1 protein-coding gene and 2 pseudogenes are annotated in these 4,136 nt (G+C 50.5%); all 3 read right to left on the reverse strand.

The window, feature by feature from the left end; genetic code table 11:
- A pseudogene (locus J7439_RS24940) lies at positions 1-703 on the reverse strand (hypothetical protein); the annotation flags it as partial.
- The gene (locus tag J7439_RS24945; RefSeq protein ID WP_209204760.1) at positions 703-1,686 is read right to left on the reverse strand and encodes a hypothetical protein; all 984 of its coding nucleotides are present in this window, start codon (positions 1,684-1,686) and stop codon (positions 703-705) included. The gene J7439_RS24945 and the pseudogene J7439_RS24940, both read right to left, overlap by 1 nt.
- 225 nt (positions 1,687-1,911) lie before the next feature.
- Positions 1,912-4,136: pseudogene (locus J7439_RS24950) on the reverse strand (hypothetical protein); the annotation flags it as partial.

Here is a 4,136-nt window from a genome sequence, read left to right on the forward strand (position 1 = left end):
TATCCCCTTCAATGGTGCGAGTATGGTTGGTGCCGGTATCAATCCACCAGGTTGGTTCGGTAGCTGGCAAGTTGCCGCCTGCTTCAACCCGGTAAACATGGCCATTGGGTACGGTGGGATGAATTAACTCTCCCTGAACCACAGAAGCTGTAGCCGTGAAAGGAACACCGTATTCGTCCATCGTCAGCACAAAAGTATCACCGCCTTCGGTCAGCACATCCAGCGTATAGCTGCCATTTCCTGCGTCACTGGTCGTATTGCCGATCACCGCCCATGTACCATCGGGCTTATGCTCAATGGCCACCAGTTGCCTTGCTGCGGGTTCGGCCAAATTGTCCAGCACTCGCTCTACCTTGCCGCTGATGGTGGCCGGGTCGCCCGTTGGCGCACCACCGCCTCCGCTGGTGCTGATGGTGAGGTCATAGACAACCACGCTGTCGGGAGTAACGGGTTCACTGGCGAGCGCCCGACCATCTTTAAAAACCAACAGATTTAAGGTTTTGGTGCTGTACTTTTCCGGGATTAATTGAATGTGAAAATCGCCGTTTTTTACATGTTGACCGGAGATATAACTTAGTTTTCCTACAGCAAGTGCAAACACTATACCTTCATAAGGCAGGCCATCTACGGTTAATGTTCCGACGATTCGATTTGCATAAGCAGGAGGCTTTTCCGAGAACAGATGCCATGATGCCGTAAACATTACCAGTCTCCTGATGTTTGAATGTAATAAGACATCGGAACTCCATTAAATCGATCAGTGTTCTGCTTGGTTCCCCTGTATTCTATGCCATCTATGTTAATAGGCTTAAGCATGTGAGCACTGCCGCTCTCATCATTGTGGTCAAGCATCGGGTAAATATTATAAAGTCCCCGAAGGCGATAAACGTACAATTGATTAATTACCAAAAACCAAGGGACACGGAGCTGTGCAGTCTGCTCAAATGAATTGATGTTTTTTCCAGCACCTGCTGCGTTAGCATTATTTTCAGGCAAAATGCTGGTCAAAAAATGATAGCAATCGTTTTCAGACCATTCCTCACCGGGAACCTGTGTTACTGGTCGAATTGTCTTGTTCGTTAAGATGTTATTCCCAAAGTCATCAAAAAAAGTCGGTCTGCTGCTATAGCTTGTGACAGTTTCCATAGTGCCTGCAAACATCGAATCCGTAATCAAAGCATGACCAAGATGTGTCATATTGTTTAAGTGGTCAACATCACCAATGTAAATACACAAAGGTACAACAAGGTGGAAATTGCTGCTGGTGTAGTTATACATAGTTGATGGGTATGCAATGAAAATAAAACTCCGTTCATCGCCAACAGCCATCCATTTGTAGCCACTTACATAAACATTAATTACCTGACTATAGCCGGAGTAATCTTCAGGGGATGAAACAACATCAGCAATCTGCATTTTAAAACAGCCTGAATTAGTTGGACTGCTCTCGACCAGCAAATGACAATCCGATTGATAAGCTGACTGGTTTCTGTAAACGGTGCGATCACTCCCTGCAACGGCACTGGTCATTACTTTTGTCCAGCCAAGACCTGTCTTGCCGCTATAGCCATTCACAAGAATGGAATCCATAATTTCAATAATTCCGATTTTATAGCTGCCGTTTGAGCCTGAATAAACAAATTGTGGCGCTCCCGGATCTTCTGAAGAATAAAAAGTAACAGGCATCAGTCAGCATCCCCCCGGATCTGTAGCGTAAAATCATCGTTTGTTTCCGTACCCTGACCTGAAAGCACCGTCCGGCAAATCCAAACAGGCGCAAGGCACCCATCGGTATTGAACCGGATAGCGTTGCCTGTTGACCAGCCGCTGCCCCAACCATCGGCTTTCAAGGTGAAATAAGGCACTCCCGCTTCCGGGTTAATTGGAGCGGTATCCGTTGTTGTGCTGCCGTTAGCTATGATCCCGAGCTTTTCCTCTACAATCTGAAAATACCTTCTGGCTGAAAAAGTTCTTTACTCTGGCCTGAAGATCGCCATAGACCACCGCACTGCTCACCGTGGTTTCGGAGGCGGGTAAATCCCAAGGCACCGGGGAGATAATGGACAGATCGCCATTAATCTGAACATCGCTTAAAACGCTCATGTGCTCGACCCGATCCTTAATGGTGAAGGGTGCAGCCAGTGGGTTACTACCAAGATCAACCAGGCTCAACGGATCAGCAAAGGTAACGGTGCCTGCCTCTCTATCGACGGTATATTGATCGCTGGCCAGCAAAGCCCCGCTGCTATCTTCCACCACTATTTCTGCCTGATGGTCACGTACCAGGTTAATCACCTGTCCTGCGATTGGTGTACCTGCATCGGTGGTTGCCGTATGACTGATAACCACAATGTCCCCGGCTCGATAGATGGGAACCTTGCCATCGGGAGGCAGACGCACCGGGTCAAGATCGATCAGTTCAGCATCGAGCGGCAGGCTGGTTTCCACCACGCAGTTGTAACGGACACTTTGCGGGATCACGTAAATCGGATCAGTTCCGTCAGTAAACTCAATCTCGCACCAGCCAGTATTCACGTCGATGTTCCCGCTCACTTCTGCAGTATCAAACTCACCATTGAAATCTGCCGTTGCCGTAATAATATCCCCGTTATCTATCCGCACCGCCGTTAGCTGCAAGCTGCCCTGACGGATCGGAGCGCCGGGAGTTCGGAAAGCCACCGCATCTATTCCAAAGCCCACCCCGATGGTTGCCGCTGCCTGAATGGTGGCCGTATTGACGGTGCCAGCCGGATAGTTGGCCAGTGTTGCCAATCCGCCGCTGTAATCGACTCTGCCAACCTGAATACCGGCATTGGTTTCTGTGCTCAGGTTTTTATAGAGCAAGCCGTCCCGGTCAAAGTAGGTTTCACCGTTCCATTCAAAGACCACGCTGCCGGGGAGCAAAACGGTATTGTCCATCAAGGGCAACAAATCAATGGTCAGCTCTGGCGAGGTAATATTCTCATTGTAAGGCGCATGACTCAGGTTACTCGCCTGTGCAATGACGGTGATGGTGCTGCCGTTAAAGGTTTGGACTTTTGGGACGTTGGTGGCCTCGACCTCCCTGATTTTACCACCGGCGTAAGTTCTTACCCGCCATTCTGGATAGTTGTAATTCTGCAATGCCAGAATGGTAAACGCCCCGGTCTGGTAATCAATGCTGCCGGTTACTCCTCGCCAGCCACCGGCAGTATCATCGCTTATCTGCCTGGCAACATTTCTGGTGGACTCATAGGACGTCCAATCATCTTCAAGTCTTGCACCGTTGGGAACGTTGGATAACTGCTCGACCAAAAATTGCAGCTGAATAGAACCCGGGAGCAAGGGAGCCCCCGGAATAGTGCCGCTCATTACGCCCTGACCATCCACAGCCACAATGACCTCGCCACCGGCACTGGTGCCTTCTTCATAAGTCAGCTGTATTTCAGTGCCGCTATCGGGCAGGTTATCCAGCTTAAAGCTCAGCTCGCCGGGAGCGTAATGGATAGCGCCGCTGCCATCGCCCGTTAGCAGACCATTGGCCTGATCGGTCAGGGTTTTATTCTCCCCAGACGAAACATACGTCACCGTCATGGAACCGGGTTTGATACCGGGCTTCTGAACAGTATGCCGGAAGGTTATATCATCCACCGGCACCGATCCGGTTCTAATCGTCACCTCATTATCATTTTGTGCCACATAGCTGAGAACAATGGCACTGTCTGGATCGGGCAGAGCATCGAGCGTGATTGCTGCCGATCCCGTTGCAAAGATAATGGTGCCGGTTCCAGAGCCGATCATCTGGCCTGCGCCGTTATCCCGGATATCCTGCCATTTGCCGAGGGCGATATAGCTGACCACCAGTGTTCCCGGCCTTGGCTTGGCCTCGGCCATGTTCAGGGTGTAATTGGAACCTCGGTTCTGGTTAGAGACCGGGATAGCCCCACTGATTGCAGCGCCAGTTATGGCCACCGCTGGCTGATAGGAGGCATTGGCTGTGGCCGCTGTATAACTGCTCGCTCGCCAGACGTTAATCTCCCCGAGATCATAATCCACGGTCAATTTGCTGTAATTATTGGTGCCGCTTTTATGGAGCAGACTGCCTGCGCCGTTATCCTCGAAGGTGCCACCGTCCAGCGACAGGGTCAGGGTTCCGG

This window comes from Salinisphaera sp. G21_0, from assembly GCF_017744115.1.
Lineage (GTDB): Bacteria > Pseudomonadota > Gammaproteobacteria > Pseudomonadales > Endozoicomonadaceae > Endozoicomonas.